General features: G+C 73.0%; 20 protein-coding genes. 7 read left to right on the top strand and 13 right to left on the bottom strand.

The annotated features are described in order from the left end of the window. The first annotated feature begins 106 nt into the window (after positions 1-106). The gene (locus tag AB0L45_RS32125) at positions 107-925 is read left to right on the top strand and encodes an ABC transporter ATP-binding protein (RefSeq protein WP_365846237.1); all 819 of its coding nucleotides are present in this window, start codon (positions 107-109) and stop codon (positions 923-925) included. On the opposite strand, the gene AB0L45_RS32120 is transcribed toward AB0L45_RS32125, so the two are convergent. From AB0L45_RS32120 to asnB, 3 genes are all read right to left on the bottom strand, one after another. Continuing rightward, positions 862-1,896: an isocyanide synthase family protein gene (locus tag AB0L45_RS32120; protein ID WP_365846235.1), complete on the bottom strand. Its 1,035-nt coding sequence runs from the start codon at positions 1,894-1,896 to the stop codon at positions 862-864. The two genes, AB0L45_RS32125 and AB0L45_RS32120, sit on opposite strands and share 64 nt — an antisense overlap. Then, complete coding sequence (locus AB0L45_RS32115; protein WP_365846233.1) at positions 1,893-3,440, bottom strand: cytochrome P450; 1,548 nt, start codon at positions 3,438-3,440, stop codon at positions 1,893-1,895. Before AB0L45_RS32115 ends, AB0L45_RS32120 begins: the two co-directional genes overlap by 4 nt. Before the next feature lie 95 nt (positions 3,441-3,535). Further along, a complete protein-coding gene (gene asnB, locus AB0L45_RS32110; protein WP_365846231.1) occupies positions 3,536-5,455 on the bottom strand; it encodes an asparagine synthase (glutamine-hydrolyzing) in 1,920 nt (639 codons plus the stop codon). 464 nt (positions 5,456-5,919) lie between these two features. Here asnB and AB0L45_RS32105 point away from each other — a divergent pair, with 464 nt between their 5' ends. From AB0L45_RS32105 to AB0L45_RS32095, 3 genes are read left to right on the top strand one after another with little or no spacing between them, the layout of a single operon-like run. Beyond that, positions 5,920-6,168: a hypothetical protein gene (locus tag AB0L45_RS32105; protein WP_365846229.1), complete on the top strand. Its 249-nt coding sequence runs from the start codon at positions 5,920-5,922 to the stop codon at positions 6,166-6,168. After that, the gene (locus tag AB0L45_RS32100; RefSeq protein ID WP_365846227.1) at positions 6,165-8,699 is read left to right on the top strand and encodes a heavy metal translocating P-type ATPase; all 2,535 of its coding nucleotides are present in this window, start codon (positions 6,165-6,167) and stop codon (positions 8,697-8,699) included. Before AB0L45_RS32105 ends, AB0L45_RS32100 begins: the two co-directional genes overlap by 4 nt. After that, positions 8,696-9,178, top strand: a complete 483-nt coding sequence (locus AB0L45_RS32095) for a copper chaperone PCu(A)C (RefSeq protein WP_365846225.1) — start codon at positions 8,696-8,698, stop codon at positions 9,176-9,178. Before AB0L45_RS32100 ends, AB0L45_RS32095 begins: the two co-directional genes overlap by 4 nt. A gap of 172 nt (positions 9,179-9,350) precedes the next feature. On the opposite strand, the gene AB0L45_RS32090 is transcribed toward AB0L45_RS32095, so the two are convergent. Next, positions 9,351-9,971 carry a sigma-70 family RNA polymerase sigma factor gene (locus AB0L45_RS32090; protein WP_365846223.1) on the bottom strand — a complete coding sequence of 207 codons (621 nt, stop codon included), beginning with the start codon at positions 9,969-9,971 and terminating at the stop codon, positions 9,351-9,353. Positions 9,972-10,032: 61 nt separating this feature from the next. On the opposite strand from AB0L45_RS32090, the gene AB0L45_RS32085 reads away from it, so the two are divergent. Then, positions 10,033-10,293, top strand: coding sequence for a zf-HC2 domain-containing protein (locus AB0L45_RS32085; RefSeq protein WP_365846221.1), 261 nt, complete (start codon positions 10,033-10,035; stop codon positions 10,291-10,293). 229 nt (positions 10,294-10,522) lie between these two features. On the opposite strand, the gene AB0L45_RS32080 is transcribed toward AB0L45_RS32085, so the two are convergent. The 6 genes from AB0L45_RS32080 to AB0L45_RS32055 form a co-directional block, all read right to left on the bottom strand. Next, on the bottom strand, positions 10,523-11,341 hold the full coding sequence (locus tag AB0L45_RS32080; RefSeq protein WP_365846219.1) for a PE-PGRS family protein: 819 nt from the start codon (positions 11,339-11,341) through the stop codon (positions 10,523-10,525). A gap of 71 nt (positions 11,342-11,412) precedes the next feature. Continuing rightward, a complete protein-coding gene (locus AB0L45_RS32075; RefSeq protein ID WP_365846217.1) occupies positions 11,413-12,297 on the bottom strand; it encodes an alpha/beta fold hydrolase in 885 nt (294 codons plus the stop codon). Further along, the gene (locus AB0L45_RS32070) at positions 12,294-12,914 is read right to left on the bottom strand and encodes a MarR family winged helix-turn-helix transcriptional regulator (protein WP_365846215.1); all 621 of its coding nucleotides are present in this window, start codon (positions 12,912-12,914) and stop codon (positions 12,294-12,296) included. Before AB0L45_RS32070 ends, AB0L45_RS32075 begins: the two co-directional genes overlap by 4 nt. A gap of 256 nt (positions 12,915-13,170) precedes the next feature. Next, positions 13,171-14,556 carry a glycosyltransferase family 87 protein gene (locus AB0L45_RS32065; RefSeq protein ID WP_365846213.1) on the bottom strand — a complete coding sequence of 462 codons (1,386 nt, stop codon included), beginning with the start codon at positions 14,554-14,556 and terminating at the stop codon, positions 13,171-13,173. 192 nt (positions 14,557-14,748) lie between these two features. Continuing rightward, positions 14,749-15,405, bottom strand: a complete 657-nt coding sequence (locus AB0L45_RS32060) for a nucleoside/nucleotide kinase family protein (protein WP_365846211.1) — start codon at positions 15,403-15,405, stop codon at positions 14,749-14,751. Positions 15,406-15,427: 22 nt separating this feature from the next. Continuing rightward, positions 15,428-16,648: a class I SAM-dependent methyltransferase gene (locus tag AB0L45_RS32055; RefSeq protein ID WP_365846209.1), complete on the bottom strand. Its 1,221-nt coding sequence runs from the start codon at positions 16,646-16,648 to the stop codon at positions 15,428-15,430. Positions 16,649-16,795: 147 nt separating this feature from the next. Between AB0L45_RS32055 and AB0L45_RS32050 the strand changes: the two genes are divergently transcribed. Next, a complete protein-coding gene (locus AB0L45_RS32050) occupies positions 16,796-17,881 on the top strand; it encodes a universal stress protein (protein ID WP_365846207.1) in 1,086 nt (361 codons plus the stop codon). Positions 17,882-18,033: 152 nt separating this feature from the next. Here the strand turns inward: AB0L45_RS32050 and AB0L45_RS32045 are convergent, their stop codons facing one another. Continuing rightward, positions 18,034-18,558 (bottom strand): N-acetyltransferase, encoded by a 525-nt coding sequence (locus tag AB0L45_RS32045; RefSeq protein ID WP_365846205.1) that lies wholly within the window; start codon positions 18,556-18,558, stop codon positions 18,034-18,036. Positions 18,559-18,634: 76 nt separating this feature from the next. Then, the gene (locus AB0L45_RS32040; protein ID WP_365846203.1) at positions 18,635-19,312 is read right to left on the bottom strand and encodes a VTT domain-containing protein; all 678 of its coding nucleotides are present in this window, start codon (positions 19,310-19,312) and stop codon (positions 18,635-18,637) included. Between the two features lie 457 nt (positions 19,313-19,769). Here AB0L45_RS32040 and AB0L45_RS32035 point away from each other — a divergent pair, with 457 nt between their 5' ends. Continuing rightward, positions 19,770-20,402 (top strand): superoxide dismutase family protein, encoded by a 633-nt coding sequence (locus AB0L45_RS32035; RefSeq protein WP_365846201.1) that lies wholly within the window; start codon positions 19,770-19,772, stop codon positions 20,400-20,402. A 111-nt stretch (positions 20,403-20,513) separates the two neighbouring features. Here the strand turns inward: AB0L45_RS32035 and AB0L45_RS32030 are convergent, their stop codons facing one another. Next, positions 20,514-20,990 carry a DoxX family protein gene (locus AB0L45_RS32030; RefSeq protein ID WP_365846199.1) on the bottom strand — a complete coding sequence of 159 codons (477 nt, stop codon included), beginning with the start codon at positions 20,988-20,990 and terminating at the stop codon, positions 20,514-20,516. Positions 20,991-21,005 lie beyond the last annotated feature (15 nt).

Genomic DNA, 21,005 nt, shown 5'->3' with positions numbered 1-21,005 from the left:
AAGCGGGCGTATGGGCAAGGGGGTAGGTGCGGGTACGGAAACAGGTACGCGCATAGGTATGGGTGCAGGTACGGAGACAGACGCAGGTACAGACACAGCGACCGGCATGCGGATCGACATCGAGGACCTGCGGGTGTCCTACGCCGGCCGGTGCGTCGTGGCCGGAGTGCGTCTGATGGCCGCGCCGGGCGAGATCGCGGGGGTCGTCGGCCCGAACGGCAGCGGCAAGTCCACGGTGCTCCGTACGGTCTACCGGCACCTGCGCCCCGAAGCGGGCCGTGTGCTGCTCGCCGGTGAGGACATCCGGGCCATGCCGCCCACGCGCACCGCGCGGCACGTCGCCGCCCTGCCCCAGGAACGCGGCGGCGACTTCGAACTCACCGTCCACGAAGTGGTGGCGATGGGCCGTACCCCGTACAAGCGGGCCTTCGCGGGCGACGACCGCGCCGACCGGGAGACGGTGGCCCGGGCCCTGGCCGATGTGGGGCTGGCCGAGCACGGCGGCCGGCGGTTCTCGGCGCTCTCCGGCGGGGAGCGGCAGCGGGCCCTGCTCGCCCGCGCCTTCGCCCAGGACCCGGACGTCTTCGTACTGGACGAGCCGACGAACCACCTGGACGTACGGCACCAGGTCGAGCTGCTGGCCCTGCTGCGCGGCCGGGCCTGTACGACGCTCGTCTCTCTGCACGACCTGAACGCGGCGGCCTCCGTCTGCGACCGGCTCCACGTGCTCTCCGAGGGGGCGGTGGTGGCGTCGGGCGCGCCGCGCGACGTGCTGACGCCGGAGCTGCTGGCCGAGGTGTTCGGGGTACGGGCGGCGGTGGTCGACCACCCGCTGACGGGCGACCCGCTGATCGCTGTCGATCAGCGGCAGACCGCCGCCGCGGCGTCCCCGGCCGGCACCGGTCGCCCCGCCTCCTCCGCGTAGTGGCTCGGGCGGCCGTCCCGGTGTACGAGCCGCCCGCGCCGCGCCGCGTCCGCCGCGCGCAGCAGCCGTACGCCGCCGTTCGCGTCCCGCAGTACGCACGCGTGCCACGGCGTCATCCACACGTCGGGCGCGTCGAGCAGCCGGATCCCGAACTTCGCCGCGCCGCGCGGCTGCGGGTGGATGGACAGCCGTACGGCGTCCGGGTGGTGCTCGGCGATCAGCGCGCCCCACGCGCGGCTGCGCTGGATGACGCCGTAGGCGCGGCTGCGGCACGCGCGTTGCAGGGCGGAGCGGGTGCCCTCGAAGCCGGTGGCGTCCTCGAAGAGGAAGCGGGTGATGCCCCGGTAGAGGCGCAGCGTCTCGCTGCCGCGGGCGTCGCCGTCACCGCTGCGACTGTCGCCGTCCCCGCCGTGGCTGCGGCTGCCCCCGTCGTCGGCGGCCGTTCCCCGGATCTCGGCGCGCAGCGACTCCAGGGACGGGGCGTACCGGCGGTGCACCTCCGCGCGTTTGGTGTCGCAGGGGAGGTCTCCGTAGACGTCCCGTAGGTCGAAGGTGCTGAGGTGGGTCAGTCCGGCCGTACGGATCATGGAGCGCAACGCGTCGTTGTACGCGTCGACGTGCGGGTCCGGGACGCCGATCAGATCGCTGAAAAGGTGCCCGTCCGAGCAGATGACGAGCTGCGCGCCCGGTGCGTACAGCTCCCCGATCCGTGCACAGAGCCGGTCGAGGAAGTGCAGGGCCAGGCGCTCACCTTCGTCGGGGAGCCGGCCGATGACCTTGGCCGGGTTGGGGGACTTGCAGGGGAAACCGGGGAGCGTGAGGCGGATGGGGTTTCGGGCGGCCACCAGAGCTTCCAGTTGGCGGAGTTGGTGAGGGAAGTGGGCGGGGGTGACCTCGCCTGTGGCCGGTGTCTCCAGGGTGCGGCGGTGGGGGAGCAGGGTGGTGAGGATGGCGGTTGCCGTGTGTTTCATCGGGCGGCTCCGGCTCCGGCTCCGGCTCCGGTTCTGGCTCCGGCTCTGGCTCCGTCTCCGTCACCGTCTCTGGCTCCAGCTCCGTCTCCGTCTTTCGCTCCGGCTCCGTCTGCGCTGCCGCTGAAGGGGTAGCTGGCGCGTTCCGCCTGCGGAAGCGTCGCCGGAGCGGATCCGTACCTGACCGGAAGCTCGCTCACCCCCCGCGCGAGTACCGCCGGTATCCAGTTCAGCGCGCTGTCCGGTACGGCAAGGCGTAGGCCCGGCAGGCGGCGTAGCAGCGTCTCCAGGGCGATGTGCAGTTCGGTACGGGCCAGCGTGGCGCCCGGGCAGAAGTGGATGCCGTGGCCGAAGGCGAGATGGGGGTTGGGGGACCGGTCGAAGTCCAGCGTGTCGGGGGCGGGGAAGCGGGCGGGGTCGCGGTTGGCCGCGCACAGCGAGACGATCACGGAGTCGCCGGCCGGGATGCGGGTGCCGGACACGTCCGCGTCCTCGGTGAGGAAACGCCAGGTCGTCAGCTCGAAAGCGCTGTCGTAGCGAAGCAGTTCCTCGACAGCGCGGGGGAGGAGGGCGGGGTTGGCGCGCAGAGCGGCGACGTGGTGAGGGTGGCGCAGCAGGGCGGTCAGGGCCGTCGTGATCTGGTTGGTGACGGGTTCCTGGCCGGCGACGAGGAGCTGAAAGATCATGGAGTCCAGTTCGGCGTCGGTCAGGGCGCCTTCGTCGTGGGCGGTTACGAGGCGGGTGAGCAGGTCGGCGCCGTGTCCACGTCGTTCGTTGGGTTTGCTGGGTTCGTTGCGCTCGCCGCGGACGTCGCGTTCGTTGCACCCGCCTCGTGCGCTGCGCCCGCCTCGTGCGCTGCGCTCGCCTCGTTCGCCATGTACCTGCTCGTCGCAGGCCGCCGCCCCCGCCCGCTTGTGGCGTACCAGTGCGGCGATGTAGTCCTGCAGGCCGCGCAGTCGCGCCTCGTACGCCGGACGGCCGGGGTCCTCCGGGCCGACGGGCTGGACGACCTTGCCCCAGTCCCGGTCGAAGCGCTGGGCGAATTCGTCCGGCAGGCCGATGACCTCGGCGAGTACGAGGAAGGGGAAGCGGGCGGCGAACGACGCGACCAGATCGGTGGGGCCACCGTGCCGCCCCGGGCTCACGGGCGGCAACTCGTCCAGCAGCGCCTCCGCCAGGGCCTCGAAGCGAGGCCGGAGTTCCGCGACGCGTCTGGGCGCGAAGGCGTCGGTGATCAGCCGGCGCAGGGCGGTGTGCCGGGGCGGGTCCTGGTGCAGCAGATGCACCTGGAGTTGCGAGTGCTGCGGCTCCGGCATGATCGAGGCGCGGGCGCGCCAGGCCGCGTTGCCACGGGAGTGGTGCTTGCCCAGCCGCGGGTCGTTGAGTGCCTGGTGGGCGGCCTCGTATCCGGTGACGAGCCAGGCGCACACGCCGCTCGGGAACCGGACACGGTGGACCGGACCGCGCTCGCGCAGCTCGGCGTAGAGGGGGTACGGGTCACGCTTGTAGTCCTCACCGTAGAGGGGGAGCGGTTCGGGGAGGGGCATGGGCGGGGCTCCTTGAGAGGGGCAGAGGAGAGGGAGGCCGGTGGGGGCCGGCCGACCGGTCGCCGGCCGTACGTACGCCGACGGGGGCGGGGGAATCAGAAAGCCAGCTCGGGCCGGTGGTGCTCCAGCCAGAGCGACAAGTCGACGACGCGTTCCAGGCGCAGGCGGTGGCTCCACCGCAGGTGCTCGAGCGGGGTGTCGAGGCAGGCCTTGACGACGCCCTCGTCCACCAGGTCGCGGACGCGGCCCTGGCCGGCAGCGAGCGCGTCGCGCGCCAGGTTCTGGAGGCCGCGGTTGTAGGCGGGGTGGTGGGTGGCCGGGTAGTGGTTCTTGGGGCGGTGGAGTACGGAGCGCGGGGCGCGGCGGGCGCCGGCAGCGCGCAGCAGGCTCTTCTCCCGCCCGTCGAAGTCCTGGAGCGCGGCTGGGACGTTGAAGGCGTACTCGACGAGGCGGTGATCGCAGTACGGCACCCGCACCTCCAGTCCCTGCGCCATGCTGAGCCGGTCCTTGCGGTGCAGCAGCTGGCGCAGCCAGCGGGTCAGGGACAGGTGCTGGAGTTCGCGTCGGCGGTGCTGCGCCGGTGTCTCGCCGTCCAGGTGCGGGACGGCGGCCAGCGCCGACCGGTACGTGTCGGCCCGGAATTCACCGATCCGCAACGTTGCCGCCAGCGCCGGGTGCAGCGGCATCGCCGCCTCGTCACCGGTCACCAGCAGCCAGGGGAAGGTGCCGGCGTCCCGCGCGGCGGGGCTGCGGAACCAGGGGTAGCCGCCGAAGACCTCGTCGGCCGCTTCGCCGGACAGCGCGACCGTCGAGTGCCGGGCCGTCTCGCCGAAGAGGAGGTACAGCGAGGTGTCCATGTCACCGACGCCGATGGGCGAGTCGCGCGCGGCCACCACGGCCGTTCGGTGTACGGGGTCCAGCAGTTCGCGCGGGTCGAGCACGACGAGGTGGTGGTCGGTGCCGATGAAGGCGGCGGCCTCGGCGGCGTACGGGGTGTCGGGGCCGGTACGCAGGACATCGCCGGTGAAACGTTCCACTTGGTCGGTGAAGTCGACCGCGTACGACCGGATCCTGGCCGCGGGGCCCTTCCGTACGCGGAGTTCGTCCGCCAGCAGCGCCGTCAGTACGGTGGAGTCGAGACCGCCGGAGAGCAGCGTGCACAACGGAACGTCTGCCTCCGCCTGGGTGCGGACGGCCCGCTCCACGTGGGAGCGGACGGCGTCCACCATCGCGGCCACACCGGTGTCCGGATGCGGACGGGCCTCCAGGCGCCAGTAGACGCGCTCGCTCAGACCGCTCCGGTCGAAGACGGCCAGGCCACCCGGCTGCACCTCCCGCACGCCCGACCAGAGCGTCTCCCCGGGACCGGTACCGAAGACCAGGCCGTACGCCTCCCGCATCCCCCGCGCGTCGACGCGCGGCCGGCAAGCGGGGTGCACGAACAGGGCCTTGGGCTCGGAAGCGAAGCCCAGACCGCCAGGAACCTCGGCGAAGAACAGCGGTTTGACGCCCAGCCGGTCGCGCACCAGGAGGAGCCGCTCCCGCCGGGCGTCCCAGACGGCGAAGGCGTACATGCCTTCCAGGTGCTCGGTGAGGGCGTCGCCCCACTCCAGGTAGGCCCGCAGCACGACTTCGGTGTCGCTGCGGGTCGCGAAGCGGTGCCCGCGTGAACGGAGTTCGGCGCGCAGGGTGTGGTGGTTGTAGATCTCGCCGCTGTAGGTCAGAACGGCTTCCGGCGGGTGGTGCTGCGGCGGTGCCGCTCCTCCGGAGAGCGGTGGCAGGGGGCTGGTGGCGGCGGGCGCGACCATGGGCTGCGTACCGCCTTCGAGGTCCAGAACGGCCAGGCGCCGGTGCCCGATCGCGGCGTACGGGCCGCACCAGGTGCCGGAGGCGTCGGGGCCGCGGCGGGACAGTGCGGCAGTCATGTGCTTGATGAGGGATTTGAGGGAGGGGTGGGGGGCCTCGCGGTTTTCGTGGTCCTCCCAGTAGGAGATCCATCCGGTGATGCCACACATGGCCCGAGCTCCTCGGCGGTCGATCGAGTGTCCGCGTACACGCCGGAGGCCGGGCGTGTGCGCGCTTCACTCAGAGGTCGGGCGGAGATCGCGGGGAGTTCCCGGCGGGTTACGGGAATTCCGTCGGGGCTGTGGGAATCGCTACGCGGGCGTTCTCGTGAAAGGCCGCCGAAACTCAGGTAGTCGGGCGGGCGCCCGGTCGGGTTCCGGCGTGTGGCCAGGACAAACCTCACGTGGGAGGGGGAGCGGTTCGGGGCGGAGCGGAGGGTGAGTGCCGTGCCAGGATGGTTGCTTCGGGGCGGTCGGTGTCGAGTTGGTGCTCGCGGAGCGCGGTGCGTTCCGGGAGACCCGCCTTGCCGGTCCGCCATTCTCCCTTCCTTTCCGTTCGCCTGATGTCTCGATCTCCGTTCTTCGGGGAGCCCTTCTCTTTCCTCCTTTCGTCGTCTGTGTATCGGAGCGCAGCCATGCCTTTCGTACGGCGTCTCTCATCCGTGCTGCCCGCGAAACCGGTGATCGGGTTCGTGGCGCTGCTCGCCGTCCTGTTCGTGTGCGCGTACGGGGCGGGGTCGGCCGCCGGACCGGTGGCGCCGGGCCTCCGGCCGAGCGGCTCGCTCCCCGGCACCCCGCAACAGTCCGGAAGCGGCGACTCCATGAACGGCATGAACGGCATGGAAGACATGGACGGCACGGGTGGCACGGGCGGCATGGGATGAGCGAGCGCGTCACCGTACTGACGGTGGGTGGGATGACCTGCGCCGCATGCGTGAACCGGGTGGAGAAGAAACTCGGCCGGCTCGACGGCGTGACCGCCACGGTGAACCTGGCCACCGGCAAAGCCCGCGTCAGCCACCCGCCCGCACTGCCGGTGAGTGATCTCGTGGCGACGGTGGAGGCGGCGGGATTCACGGCGGAGCTCCCGGAAAGCCGACCGCACGCCACAACAGAGAATGCGCCTCTTCCTGAAGGGCAAGCCTCATACCTGGGAGGGCAGGTCTCGTGCCCGAAAGGGGAGGCATCGTCCCCGAAAGGGGAGGCACCGCCCCCGAAAGGGGAGGCATCGACCCCAGAAGAAATGACATCGCCCCCACGAATTGCCGCGCCAGACACCGAACGCAACCGCCTCCTCATCACCGCGCTGCTGTCCGTCCCCGTACTCGTCCTCTCGATGGTCCCCGCCTGGCAGTTCCGCAACTGGCAGTGGCTCTGCTTCGCGCTGACCGCGCCGGTCGCCGTCTGGAGTGCCCTGCCGTTCCACCGCCGCGCGGCACGCGGTCTGCGGCACGGCGCGGCGACGATGGACACCCTGGTCTCCCTCGGCGTGGCCGCCTCGTTCGCCTGGTCCGCGTATGCGCTCTTCCTGAGCGGCGGCACCGCGCACATCTATCTGGAAGCGGCCGTCGGCGTACCGCTGTTCGTTCTCGCGGGGCGGCGGCTGGAGGCTGGGGCCCGGCGGGGTACGGGGTCCGCGCTGCGGGCACTGGCCGAACTGGTCGGTCATGACGTGTCCGTACGGGTACCAGCCGCCGGTCCAGCAGGCAGCGGGCCGGGGGACGCTCCCGCCACCTTGGAACGCCGCATTCCGGTAGCCCGGCTCCAAGTCGGCGACCGGTTCCTCGTACGCCCCGGGGAGCGGGTGGCCACCGACGGCACGGTGCTGGAGGGCAGTTCCGCCCTCGACCTCTCCCTCGTCACCGGCGAGAGCAGTCCGGTGGAGGTCGAGCCGGGTTCGGCGGTCGTCGGCGGCGCGGTGAACGTGGGCGGCCTGCTCGAAGTACGGGCTGCCGCGGTCGGCGCGGACACCCGGCTGGCCCGGATCACCCGCCTCGTGGAGGAGGCGCAGACCGGCAAGACCCAGGTGCAGCGTCTGGCCGACGCGGTGGCGGGGGTCTTCGTCCCGGCGGTGCTGGCGGTGTCCGTCACCGTGCTCGGCTTCTGGCTGGGGGCGGGTGCCGACCCGCAGGCCGCGGTGACCGCCGCCGTGGCCGTACTGGTCGTCGCCTGCCCCTGTGCGCTCGGACTGGCCACCCCCACCGCGCTGCTGGCCGCCACCGGGCGAGGCGCGCAGCTGGGCATCCTCGTCAGTGGACCGCAGGCCCTGGAGCGGCTCCGGCGCATCGACACGCTGGTGCTGGACAAGACCGGCACGCTGACCACCGGACGGATGAGCGTGATCGCCGTGACGGCCCGTACGGAGGCCCCCACCCCCGCCCCGACCTTGACCCCCGCCCCCACACGCGCCCCCACCTCGACCCCCAACCTCACCGCCGACCAATCCATCCGCCTCGCCGCCGCCGTGGAACACGGCTCAGAACACCCCCTGGCCCGCGCCATCACCGCGTACGGCGACCTGCGCCGCGCAGCCCTCGCCGACCACCGGCCGCCGCCCACCGCACGCCACTTCGCCTCGACCGCGGGGCACGGCGTGACCGGCGAGGTGGACGGGCGGACGGTGACCGTCGGGCGGCCCGGCGAGCTGACGGGGCTGCCCGCCTCGCTCGCGGACGCCGTCCGTACGGCCGAGACCGCAGGCCACACCGCCGTACTGGTCACCGTCGACGGCACCCCGCAGGCCGTCGTAGCCATCGGCGACACGCTGCGGCCCGACTGCTACCGGGCGGTCGACCACCTGCGCCGCCTGGGCCTGCGGCCGGTACTGGCCACCGGAGACCGGGCCGCCACCGCGCGGGCCGTCGCCGGGCACCTCGGCATCACCGAGATCCACGCCGGAGCCCTCCCGGAGGAGAAGGCCGCGCTGGTCACCACGCTGAAGGAACAGGGTGGCCGGGTCGCGGTGGTCGGGGACGGCATCAACGACGCGGCCGCCCTGGCCCGCGCCGACCTCGGCATCGCCATGGGCAGCGGTACGGACGCGGCGATCGGCGCGGCCGACGTCACCGTGCTGCGCGAGGACCTCCAGGCCGTACCCGACGCCGTACGGCTGGCCCGGCGCACCCTGGGCACCATCCGCGCCAACCTCGTCTGGGCCTTCGGCTACAACCTGGTCACCGTGCCGCTCGCCGCCGTGGGACGGCTGGATCCGATGATCGCGGCTGCCGCGATGTCCGCGAGTTCGCTGCTGGTGGTGGGCAACAGCCTGCGGCTACGGGCATGGCAACCGGGCGGCGGCCGGCCCAAGGACCCCCGACGGGGCACCCGGCGAACCGGCACACAGGCCGCAGCCCGCGCCTCCCACCCCCGCCCCCACTCTCACCCCCACCCCGCAACTCCCCAGGACACCCCATGAGACCCGCCCCCGCCCTACGCTCCGCCGCCGTCCCCCTCCTCACCGGTGCGCTGACGCTCGGCTGTCTCACCGCCTGGACCGTTACCGGCAACGCGGGCACCCCGCCCCAGCTCCACGTCACCGACGGCCGCATCCTCACCGCCTCCAACACAGAAGCCACCGCCGCCTTCTTCACCATCAGCAACACCGGCACCACCGCCGACGAACTGACCGGCGTCACCGGCCCCGCCGGGCTCCAGGCCATGGTCGGCCGCGATGTCGAGGTCGCCGAGGGAGCGCACCGGATGGAGATGGCCGGCCCCGTCACCGTCCCGGCACGCGGCGAACTGCGCATGGCACCCACCGGCCTGGACATCATGGTCAGCCCACCACCCCACCTCGCCCCGGGCGACCGCCTCACCCTCACCCTGCACTTCCGCAACAGCACCCCCGTCACAGCCCAAGCCGTCGCCGTACGCCCAGGCCAACTGCGCCCCTGACCCGCCCGGACACGCCACCGGACACGACACCCCACCGACCGAAGGCCGGTGCCCCGGGCACGCACCCGGGGCACCGGTCTGTTCAGTCACCTGTTCAGAGATCTGTTCAGAGATCTGTTCAGAGATCTATTCAGTGGCGTGTTCAGGTACGTACCTGTTACGAACACCTTCCTCACGCGGCAGAGCCCGCCGGTACGCGCTCGCGCGCCCTTCCGAAGCGCTCCCCGCGCTCCGCCTGCTCCCCGCGCTCCTCCTGCTCCGCCAGGAGTGACACCAGTGTTTCGCGGGCGCGTGCGACGCGGGAGCGTACGGTGCCCACCGGGCAGTCGGCGATCGCTGCTGTTTCCGCGTACGGCAGGCCCAGCAGCTGGGTCAGGACGAATGCTTCGCGGCGGGGGGCGGGCAGTGCTGACAGGAGTTCGGTGAGGGCGATGCCTTCGTCGAAGCCGGGTACGCCTCGGGGCTGTGCCATTTCGACCGCGGTCTGCCAGTCGTCGGTTCCGGCGAGCCGGGGTCTGCTGGCCAGTGACCGCAGCCGGTCGGCGACCGTTCGGCGTGCGATGGTCAGCAGCCAGGTGCGGGCCGACGACCGGCCTTCGAACCGGGGCAGGCTGCGCAGTGCCCGTAGGTAGGTGTCCTGCACCAGGTCGTCGGCGGCCTGCGCGTCGCCGCTGAGGTGCGTGACGTAGCGGCGTACGTCCAGCTGTGTGGCGCGGACAAAACGTTCCACGGCTGTCTCGTCGCCGGTACGGGCCGCCAGGGCCCAGGCCGTCACCGTGCTGTCATCGCGCACGCCGCACCTCCTCGCCGCCGGCCGCGGACGCGTGGCCGTACGCGTCGGAGAGGATGGGGCCATGCACTGCTCGCGCGTACGAACCGCCGTTTCCGCCCGTCTGGACGGCGAACAGCTGCCGCCGGGGGTCACGGGCGGGCTGCTCGACGCCCACCTGGCGGGGTGCTCGGACTGCCGGCTCTGGTCGGAGCGGGCTGCCCGGTTGCAGCACCTCACCTCGGAAGCGCGGAGTGCACACAGCGGTGGCGGGTCGGCTGCTCTGGACGGGCTGCTCGACCGGCTGCGGCGGTCGGCCGCGCAGGACAGGGATCATCATCAGTAGTCCTTCGGGAGAGCCGGTCCCGTGCCGCCTCGCCGCTCAGGGCGGATGACGGCGTTCGGGACCGGTGACGATTACGAGGACCAGGGCCGGCGGAGCCACCGGGACCGATGGCAAGGGCATGGCGGCACAGCGACATGCCGGCACAGCGACATGCCGGCACAGCGGTACAGCGGCATGACCACGTAGAGGCGTGGCGGCCGGGTGCCGAGTCCTGGTTGTGACCGTGCTGTCAGCGGACAGCGGTCTCCCGGGGCGGGCCGCGGAGCCAGATGACGTGGACGAGGACCAGCTGCCGTAGTGGCTGCCGGGGTTCGCGGCGTACGGGACGGGCCGGCCGGGGCGGCTCGGGGAGGGCCGCGCGCAGGACGAGGACGAGCGGGACGAAGAGCCGTACGGAGACGGTCCGTACGACGCGGAACGCCGCCCGTTCGCCGCCGCACAGCCACCAGGCGCTCAGCAGCGCGACCAGGACGTGCGCCGCGACCATGCCGGTCATGCTGCCGCCCATATGGTCGCCCATGTGGCCGCTCATGCCCGCCATGTCGTGCAGGTGGTGCGATGCGGCCATGTCGTGCGCCCCGTGCGCCCCGTGCGCTCCGTGTGCCCCGTACGTTCCGGCCACGGCCTCGCCGTACTGGCGTCCGATGCCCGCGTCGTGCAGCATCTGTTCGGCCTCGCGCTGCGGGATCGGGCCGGCCGTGCCGCACACCAGCGAGGCGGCCCATCGCTGGGCCAGGGACATCTGCCCGTCCCCGCCCCCGCCCCCGGCCCCGGCGGCGGACAGGCCGGCCGCGACCGACTGGCCGAAGGAGAAGGCGGAGTGCAGGGCGGCCTGGGCCGCCAGCGTCAGCGAGGTCACGAACAGGGGCCCGCGCTCGCGTCCGGCGAGGCACCACGCCCCGCAGGCCGTCATCGTCACCGCGCCGAGCAGTACCCACCAGGGCACGGGCGCGCCGGACATGAGGGCGTGGCCGAGGGCGGCGAGCAGCACACACACCGCCGCGAACACCCCGGCCCGCAAGCCCCTGAGAACACGCCCAGCAATCATGACCCGCTCATCGTTGCACCCCGCTCCGGCCGCCGTACGGGCAGGGCTCGCCATGGGTGGCGGGGCAGGTGCTAGTACGGGAGGTTGGAGAGGAACGTGTGCAGGGCGTGGTCGAAGTGGCCGGTGTTCTCCAGGTTCACCATGTGGCCCGCACCCGGTATCCGTACCCGCTGGGCACCCGGCACGGCGAGGGTGATGGCGTGCGCGTTGGCGGAGATGTCGGAACTGTCCAGGTCGCCGTCCAGCACCAGGGTCGGTACGCGGATCTCCGCCAGCCGCTCGTACGCGCCTGCCTCGATCGGCACACCGGCGCCCATGCCGCCCGCGTGCACCACCACGTTGGCGTCCGCCGATGCCCGCATCCGCTCGCGCAGGCCGGGGTCCACGGCGTCGGGGCTGCGGTGCGGACCGTCCACCCACATGCGCAGGAAGTGCTCGATGTAGCGTTCCGTGCCGTCCTCCTCCTCGTCGGTGAGGGCGGCCACCTGCTCCTTGATGTGCGCCAGGATGAACGGGTCGGTGAAGGCCCGGCCGCTCACCCCGGGCGAGGCCAGGGCCAGCGCGAAGACGCGGCCGGGGTGGGTGAGGGCCATGTCCAGGGCGATTCGGGCACCGTGCGAGAGGCCGACGAGGATGGCGCGCGCTATGCCGAGGTGGTCGAGGAGCGTCCGCAGGTCCTCGTGGTTGGCGTAGTCACCGTCGATGGTGGAGGACAGGCCGTGGCCGCGCGCGTCGTAGCGGACGGTGTGCAGGCCGGACCGGATGAGCCAGGCGAACTGCTCGTCCCACATGCGCTGGTCGAGCATCCCGCCGTGCAGCAGTACCACCGAGGGGTCGCCCTCCGTACCGGTGCCGGCCGCCTCGTAGAACAGTTCACCGTTCTCGACCGGGACCGTGCCGTTCTCGACCTCCGCCCCTGGCCAGGCGCCGGCTTGCTGGATGTCTTCGGTGGTCATGCTCCGTGCCGTCCTGTGTGGGGTGCGGGTGAGGGGTCGGGGGTGGGGCCGAGCCCGGGGCCGGGGCCGGATTCGGGTGCGGGTGCGGGTGCGGATTCGGGTACGGGATCGGGTGCTGGTTCGAGTTCGGGTTCGGGTTCGGCGGGCGGGCCGTTCCGGGCCAGTGCGCGGAACTCCGTGCCCAGGTGGTCCAGCACCCGTAGCGCGGTGGCCACGTCGGCGGCCGGCACCCCGGCCAGCACGCGGCGCAGCCCGGCCGCCTCGGACCGCTGGAGCGCGCTCATGACCTCGGAGCCGTGCGGCGTGAGCTGGATCAGGGGTGAGCGTCGGTGCGCGGGGTTGGGGGCGGCCTCCACCAGGCCCAGTTCCGTCGCGTGGTTCACCCAGCGCTGCACCGGCTGCCGGTCCAGTTCGAGGGCGCGGGCCAGCTCCGGCACGGTGCGCGGGCCCTGGGTCCGCAGGGCGTCCAGCAGCGCGTGCTGACCGGCCGTCAGGCCCGTACCCGCCAGTTCGCGCTCCGTGGCGCGTACGACCGTGCGGTGCAGCGGCCACAGACGGCGGATCACCTCGTACGCGAGGTGCTCGGCGGGGTCCGCGCCGCCCTCGATGACACTCATGGTGTCATGATGACATTGGCAGTGTCATTACGGAAGTCGCCGTGCCGGGCCGGTAGTTACAGGCCGCCGCGTCAGTCGCCGCCGCGCCCGTCATCGCCGCATCCGCGGGAATCGCCGAACCCATCGAACTCGCCGAGCCCAACGAACCCGCCGGGCCAACGAACCCGCCGGGCCAACGAACCCGCCGGGCCAACGAGCCCACCGAGCCCGCGAGCCCACCGAGCCCGCCCAATCCGGAAAGACGGGAATCGGCGGATTACGGCGTTGACGGTGATTCCGCTGTATGTACGGATGAGGGCGCTTCCGAGTTCCCGGGCCGTGCCGTCCGGTTCTTCCCGCGCCCTCGGAGGGGGTGGCGTACGGGTACGGTCCCGCGCCACAGGCGGCGGGCGGACAGCCAGGCCGCCGCGAGCAGCAGCAGGTTGCGGGCGTACAGGTTGGTGATGGACAGCCAGGACGCGTCGTCCCGCAGCCCGCGGTAGAGGAGCGGGAAGTCCAGGGTGGTGAAGACGCAGGCGGCCAGGATCAGCAGGGCGACCGGGCGCTGGGTGGTGTCGCCGCGCAGCAGGCAGACGGCGGCCAGGCCGAGCAGCCACACCATGTACTGCGGGCTGATCACCCGGCTGGTGACCACGAACAGCAGCGTGGCGGCCAGTGCGGCGTCCGGCAGGACCCGGGCGGTGGTGCGGTCCGAACGGCGCCGCCACCACAGCAGCCATCCGAGCGCCAGCACGGTCGACACCTGCATGGCGAGGCTGACCCCGTTCACCCACGGCCCGACGAACTCGTGCGACCCGTCCTTCGCCGCCCACGTGCCGCTCCAGCCGAGGTGCCGGGCCAGGTGGAACGGCAGGGAGCCGACCGACTCGATCTGGATGCCGCGCGAGCCCTGCGCGGAGAGGAAGGAGAACGCGTTCGGCATGGCGAGGGACAGCCCGGCGGTCACGGCGGTGCCGGTGACGGCGGCGGCCGTCCAGGCCGTACGGGTGCGCCGGCCCCGCGACGTACCGGCGAGCAGCAGTGCGGGCCATATCTTGATGGCGGCGGCGATCGCCGTCACGGCGCCGAAGGCCCGGTCGGCCCAGGCGCGCCGCGCGGACGCGGCCGTCAGGGCGAGCATCGCCAGGGCGGTCACGTGCAGGTCGAAGCGGTTCCACGGCATGGTGCTGAGGACGGCCAGGCCCACGGTCCACAGCCAGGGCGCGGCGAGGGAGCGGCCGCGCCGCCGGGCCGTCCGCACCAGCAGTGCGAAGATCGCGGCATCACATGCGGCGGCCAGCACGATGAACGCGTGCCCGAAATCGAGGCCGGGGACGAGCCCGGGGGCCAGGATCGGCAGGGCCGCGCCGGGCGGATACTGCCAGCTCACGTCGTGCAGCGGGAAGCTGCCGCTGCTCAGGACCGCGTACCAGCCGGTGTAGACCTTGCTCACGGACGGATCGAGCCCGCCGCCGCCCACGAACGGGCTGATCTTCAGTGCCGCCGGCACCAGCCAGAGCCGGGTGAGGAACCAGCCGGCGAGGAGGGGCGGGAGGGCGGTGCGGGCGTAGGCCCAGGGGCGGGTGCGTAAATGGTCTTCGACGGCGGAGTGGGGGCGGCCGGTGGTCTGACCGGTTTCCCGGTCAGTGGTCTGGTCGAGCACTTCGCCGGATGCTCCGTTCGTGCGAAAGGGACGGATCCCGCTGTAGGGACGGAGCCTGCTGCCTCTTGAAGTCGGGGGCAGCACGCTAACAGCAGAGTGTATACACCAGATCTATACATCGAGTGTATGCATGTAGTGTATATATGCTGAGTGTGCTACGGGTTCCGTTCACCCCCCCCGCAAGCGGCCCCGCTATTCCGCGTACGGCCCCGGCGCCGCCCCCGGGCCGAACTTGACGATCAGATCGGCACGCTCCCGCCCGGCCGCCACCAGGCGGGCGTTGGCCTCGTCCGAGGTGTGGACGAACCGCTCGGCGTGCGCGCGGGGTTTGCCGAAGCGTTCGTGCCGGTCGACCAGGCGGCGTACCCGTTCCGCGTCGTCCAGGTCGACGTACCAGATCTCGTCGAGGAAGGTCCTGGCCCGCTCCCAGGACGGGTCGTCGAGCAGGAGGTAGTTGCCCTCGGTCACGACGAGCGGCACGTCGGGCTTTACGGGGATGCTGCCGGCCACCGGCTCCTCGATGCGGCGGTCGAAGGCCGGGGCGTAGACGACGGTGTCGGGCGCGGGGGAGCGCAGCCGGGCGAGCAGGGCCGCGTACCCGGCCGCGTCGAAGGTGTCCGGCGCGCCCTTGCGGCCCGTACGCCCCAGCCGGCGCAGCTCCGCTTCGGCGAGGTGGAAGCCGTCCATGGGGACGAGCGCCGCCGATCCGGCCAGCCCGGAGATCAGGTGGGCGGCCAGGGTGGACTTGCCCGAGCCGGGCGGCCCCGCGATGCCCAGGAGCCGGCGGCGGGCCGGGGCGGCGGAGGCGGCGAGGTGCCGGGCCCGTGCGACGAGTTGCTGCAGTTCCATGGTCGGGGTGCCTGCTCCTCCTTCAGGTACGGGCTCGGCTCGGGTCCGCCGCCCCCAGCCGCCACAGCGACGTCACCTCGGCGGCGCGGGCCGCGTGCAGAGGGTCGTCGGCGTCGCGGGCGCGGGGATGGCGGGGCTGGATGTCCAGGCGGTCCAGGACCGTCAGGCCCGCCGCGTCGAACGCGGCGGTCAGTTCGGCGCGGGGGCGTAGCCCGAGGTGTTCGGCGAGGTCGGAGAGGATCAGCCAGCCTTCGCCGCCCGGTTCGAGGTGGGCGGCCAGGCCGTTCAGGAAGCCGCGGAGCATGCGGCTGCCCGGGTCGTAGACCGCGTACTCGACGGGGGAGGTGGGCTTGGCCGGTACCCACGGCGGATTGCAGACGATCAGTGCCGCGCGTCCGGCCGGGAACAGGTCGGCCGCCACGACCTCCACGCGGTCGGCCACGCCCAGCCGTTCGGTGTTCTCCCGCGCGCAGGCCAGCGCCCTCGGGTCCTGGTCGGTGGCCACGACGCGGGACACGCCGCGGCGGGCCAGCACCGAGGCCAGGACACCGGTGCCGGTGCCGATGTCGAACGCCGGGCCCGGGACGGAAGGGAGCGGCGCCCGGGCCACCAGGTCGACGTACTCGCCGCGCACCGGCGAGAAGACGCCGTAATACGGATGGACGCGGTCACCGCCGAGCGCCGGTACGACGACGCCGTTCTTGCGCCATTCGTACGCGCCGATCACTCCGAGCAGCTCGCGCAGCGAAACGACCAGGGGCAGGACCACCGCCCCCGCCCCCTCCGCTGCCTCTACCGCTTCTGCTGCCGGTCCGGTGTGTTCGTCGTCCGGGCCGTACGCCTGGAGGCACGCCTCCCGTACGTCGGGCGCGCGGCGCAGGGCGAGTCCGTACCCCGGCTCCAGGGACACCAGCACCATCCCCAGGATGCGGGCGCGCTGGCTCTGCGCGGCCCGGTGCAGGTGGAAGGCCTGGGCGGGGTCGGCCGGCGGCCGCTTGCGCGGGCGGCGGTCGATCCGGCGGGCCAGCGCGGTCAGCAGCTGGCGGGCGTTGTGGAAGTCGCCGCGCCACAGCAGCGCGGTGCCCTCGCAGGCGAGCTTGTAGGCGTCGTCGGCCTTCGTGCGGTCGTCCGCGACGGCCACCCGGCGGGGCGCCGGGGTGCCGCTCTCGGAACGCCAGCGTGCGGTGCGGGCGGCGCCGGCCTCGGTCCACGCGACGTACTGCGGGGCCTGAAGTGTGTTCATTGCGTCCCAGGTAAGGGGCTGAGAAGTGACGTTCGACTCTACTCCGTGCCGGGGAGGGACCTTCTTCCCCTGTCGTCCGGACGGCACGGGGTAGGAGGATGGAAATAGTTGGGCATAGCACACGCTGTTGGTCGTATGGAGGCGTACATGGACACCCTGCCGGTCATTGTCGCGGTGGACGGATCTCCCGACAGCGAACGGGCGCTGCGCTGGGCGATCGAGGCGGCCCGGCTGCGCTCCGCGCCGCTCCAGATCGTGCACGTCTGGCCGTACGTCACCACGGAGGGCCGCGCGGCGGCCGAATCCGGCATCGGCGACCCCGTGCTGGACGAGCTGCGCAAGACGCTGGACGGGCAGGCCGACACGGCCGGGCTGCCGGGCATCGAATTCCGCAGCCTCAGCGGGCTCACCGACACCCTGCTGCCCGCCCTCGGGGCCGAGGCGCAGCTGCTCGTGCTCGGCTCGCGCGGCCGCGGCGGCTTCGCCAGCCTGCTGCTCGGCTCGAACGGCATGGCGTGCGCGGCGCACTCCGAGGGGCCGGTGGTGGTCGTACCGCGCCCGGACCGGGCCGGCACCGAACTCGGCCCGGACGGCGAGCGGCTCCCCGCCGACCCGCCGCAGGTCACCCTGGGCGTCGACGCCTCCTCGGACGAGCCGGGCGCGATCGGCTTCGCCTTCGCGGAGGCGAGCCGCCGCGGCGCGCGTCTGAAGGTGGTCTCCGGTTATGCGTGGCCGATGCTGACGCCCCCGGCGTTCGAATACACGGCGGTCTACGAAGGCACGCAGCAGGAGTACGAGAACGCCCTGGCCGAGCAGGTGACGCGGGCGCTCGCGCCGCACCGTGAGCGGCACCCCGAGGTGCCGGTGACGACCGAGCTGCGGGACGCGGACGCGGCCGGACAGCTCGTCGAGGCGTCCAGGACCAGCGACCTGGTCGTGGTCGCCCGGCACCGCAGGCGCCTGCCGGTCGGCCGCCGGCTCGGCTCGGTCGCCCACGCCGTACTGCTGCACGCGGTGTGCCCGGTCGCGGTCGTACCGGAGGAGTCCGGCCGGAGTACGGCACTGGAGGAGCCCGGCCGGACTACGGCGAAGGAGGAATCCGGGCGGACTACGGCGGCTGAGGAATCCGGACGGAATGCGGCACCGGAGGAGCCCGGCCGGAGTACGGCACCGGAGGAGTCCGCCCGGAGTACGGCAGCGGAAGGATCTGGACAGAGCGCGGAAGGAGAGTAGCGGCGCGGGTACCCCGGCCCCGGTCCCGGCCCCAGCCGTGGTCAGCAGCGGCGCGGGCACCCCGGCCCCAGCCCCGGTCAGCACCAGCGCGGGCCCCCCGGCCCCAGCCCCAGCCCCGGTCAGCACCAGCGCGGGCCCCCGGCCCCGCCCCCTCACCCCACGCCGAACGCCTCCGCATAGCGCACCGTGCCGCGCGGTGGGGTGCTGCCGTCCAGGGGCAGGGCCAGGAACGCCTCGTCCGGCCACTCCTGGGGCGGCAGGATGCCGAAGCGGGAGGCGGGCTCGAAGCCGAACCTGGGGTAGTACGGCGGGTGGCCCAGCACCACGGCCGTGCGCTCGCCGGCTGCCCGGGCCGCGTCCAGCAGGGCCCGGATGACGGCGCTGCCCGCGCCCTGGCCGTGGTGCTCGGGCAGGACGGCGCACGGCGCGAGCGCGACGGCCGGTTCGCCGGATATGTGGCAGCGGGTGAGCAGTGCGTGCGCGACGACGGGAGCGGCGCCGGCCGGCCGGGCGGCGGGCGCGGCCACGTACGAGAGGCCCGGCAGCCAGGCCGCCGGGTCGAGCCGGAGCGCGTCGACGAGGTCGGCCTCGCCGGCGGTCTCGAAGGCGGCCAGGTCGACCCGGCGGACGGCCGGAACGTCCTCGGGTGTCTCGGGGCGGCACTGCCAGGTGTTCATGCCCACATCGTCGCACCGGGGTCTGACAATCAGCCGGCCCCGGAGTTCTCCGCCGCCTCGAAGACAGTGGGGGTGATCAGTCCGAGCCCGCCACCGTCGCCGTCGCCGGGAACGTCGTATCCCGGCGCTCCGGCCTGCGCATCAGGAAGACCGCCGCCGACCCGGCCGCGAACAGCGCGAAGACCGACATCGCGGTGCTGATCCACGACGCGCCCAGCCACTGGCCGCCCACGTAACCCAGGCTCACTCCGTACGCGGCCCAGGCCAGCCCGGCCAGCGCGGACCACGGCAGGAACTCCCGTACCGTACGGTGCGCGACGCCCGCGCCCAGGCTGACCACCGAGCGCCCGGCCGGTGCGAAGCGGGCCAGGACGACGATGCCGCCGCCCCCGCGCGTCAGCGCCGCGCCGAGTCGTTCCTGCGCCGCGGTCAGGCGGCGGGAGCGGGCGATGGCGCGGTCGAAGCGGTCGCCGCCGCGCCAGGCGAGCCGGTAGGCGACCATGTCGCCGAGCACCGAGGCGGTCGCGGCGCACAGCACCAGGGCCACCATCTCGGCGATGTCGGCGTCGCCGCGTACGGAAGAGGTGACGCCCACCGCGCCGGCCGCGGTACGGGTGCCGGCGGCCGTGGTGGCCGCGGTGATCACCAGGACACCGCTGGGCAGGATCGGCACGAAGACGTCGAGGAGTACGGAGAGACCGACGATCGCGTAGACCCAAGGGGTGCCGCTCAACGACCCCAGGTTTTCCAACAACGCCCTACTCCTGATCCGAACCCCTGCCGCGACGTCGCATCGGCGGCTGGGGCGGCTGTACCGCCATACAGCGTACGCCTGGCGTGCCCGCGGTGACGTCCTGGGGCGCCCGGTGTTGTTGGCTTCACACCCCCGGGGAGGGGCCCTCGGGGCCGCTGTCACCCGTCTGCTCCGGCCGTGGCGCAAAAGAGCACGGCTTTGGGCATGTTATGTGCCGATATAGGTGCCTTGTGAAACGCGCAAACAGGGTGCTCCGGAGCGGAACGGCACACGAATGGAGACAGGGATGCAGACGATGAGGGAGCGGTCGACGGCGTCGGGGACTGCGGCGGATCGGGCCGCCCGTAGGGGGCGGGCCGTGAACGGGGGGCGGGCCGAAAACGGCGTGACGCGGACACCTGCACCGGCACCGGCACACGCACGGACACGAACGGCAGCCAAGGCCGCAGGCGCCTCCGTGGCCGTCCTCGCCACGGCGGGCGCGCTCCTGCTCGCCCCGGCGGCCGTGGCGGCGGACGGCGACAAGGTCACGAAGACCAGCGTCGACCAGGAGTACTCCGTCACCGTCGCGGCACAGTTCACCCGGCCGGACGGCGCGATGCTGAGCAGGGCGGTGACGTACGACCCCAAGCTGGTGCCCGTGAACTCCCGCGTCACGGTCAGTGAGCGCGCCAACGGCAAGCGGACCAGGGTCGGCCTGCGGGTCTCCGGCCTGGTGGCGAACCGTACCTACGGGGCGCATGTCCACACCGGCGTGTGCGGGGCCCGTCCGGACAGCTCGGGGCCGCACTACCAGCACCGCAAGGACCCGCGCTCGCCGTCCGTCGACCCGGCGTACGCCAACCCGAAGAACGAGGTCTGGCTGGACTTCACGACCGACGGGCGGGGCGAGGGGAGCGCCGTGTCCCACAACGCGTGGCGCTTCCGGTCCGGTGAGGCGCGGTCCGTGGCGATCCACGAGCGGCGCACCGCGACCGGGGCCGGGGTGGCGGGGACCGCAGGCCGGGTGGTGGCGTGCTACTCCGTGCCGTTCAACATGTCGAAGGAGGCCGGGAAGGCCGTCGCCGGCGTCCTGTCGAAGATCTTCTGACGGCGGCCGGCCGGGCAGCCGGCCGGTGCGCGGACGAGCGGCGGCCCCCGGTACGCACCGGGGGCCGCCGCTCATCGCCGGGTGGCGGCCGCCCGGGCCGCCGGTCTGCCGTCAGGCCGCGCTCGGCTCGCGCCGGGCGCCCGCCGTGACCTCTTCGGCCGGCTGCCGGGAGCGGAAGAACAGGCGGTCCAGCGACCAGACGCCGGGGCCGGTGAAGACGAGCAGCAGGAACGCCCAGCAGAACAGCACGGAGAGCTCGCCGCCGTTCTGGAGCGGCCACAGGGACTGGCCCGCGTGCGCGGAGAAGTACGCGTACGCCATGGAGCCGGAGCAGATCAGCGCCGCGACGCGGGTGCCGAGGCCCAGCATCACCAGGACGCCGCCGACGAACTGGATGACGGCCGCGTACCAGCCGGGCCAGCTGCCCGCGGGCACGGTCAGGCCCTTGCCCATCGCGCCGCCGAGGATGCCGAACAGCGAGGACGCGCCATGGCAGGCGAAGAGCAGGCCGGTGACGATGCGGAAGAGCGAGAGCGTATGCGGCTTGAATCGTTCGGTGAACTCGGTCACCGGGGACTGAGCGGACATGAAGGAACTCCTGCG

It is taken from the genome of Streptomyces sp. NPDC052496 (assembly GCF_040679095.1).
Lineage (GTDB): Bacteria > Actinomycetota > Actinomycetes > Streptomycetales > Streptomycetaceae > Streptomyces.
The sequence above is the reverse complement of the archived record's forward strand: the minus strand, read 5'-3'. Positions and strand labels throughout refer to the sequence as shown.